Source organism: Adlercreutzia equolifaciens (genome assembly GCF_029076695.1).
GTDB classification, from domain to species: domain Bacteria; phylum Actinomycetota; class Coriobacteriia; order Coriobacteriales; family Eggerthellaceae; genus Adlercreutzia; species Adlercreutzia equolifaciens_A.
In genome coordinates this window covers 1-501 of sequence record NZ_JARFIK010000017.1, presented here as the reverse complement: position 1 = coordinate 501, position 501 = coordinate 1, and the positions used below count along the sequence as shown (strand labels likewise).

Annotated in this window: 1 pseudogene; it reads right to left on the bottom strand. The window is 53.5% G+C overall.

What is annotated here, in order from left to right:
* A pseudogene (locus PZH32_RS11235) lies at positions 1–501 on the bottom strand (recombinase RecA); the annotation flags it as partial.

Here is a 501-nt window from a genome sequence, read left to right as displayed (position 1 = left end):
ATCGCCCTCGCGGGAAATTCCTTTTCCGAACATAATATCAAACTCTGCCTCTTTAAATGGCGGAGCGATCTTATTCTTTACAACTTTTACGCGGACGTGGTTTCCGATCACCTCGCCGCTCTGCTTTAAAGACTCGGTTCTTCTTACGTCAAGACGAACGGAAGAGTAGAACTTAAGGGCGCGTCCACCAGTGGTCGTCTCCGGGTTTCCGAACATAACGCCGACCTTCTCACGGAGCTGGTTGATAAAGATCACGATACAGTTGGTCCGGCTGATCACTGCTGTCAGCTTTCTGAGGGCCTGGGACATCAGACGGGCCTGAAGGCCCACATGGGAATCTCCCATATCGCCGTCGATCTCCGCCTTGGGCACCAGGGCTGCCACAGAGTCCACGATCACGATATCCACAGCGCCGGAGCGGACCATTGTCTCTGTGATCTCCAGGGCCTGTTCACCGTTATCCGGCTGGGAAATATACAGGTTATCGATATCCACGCCGAT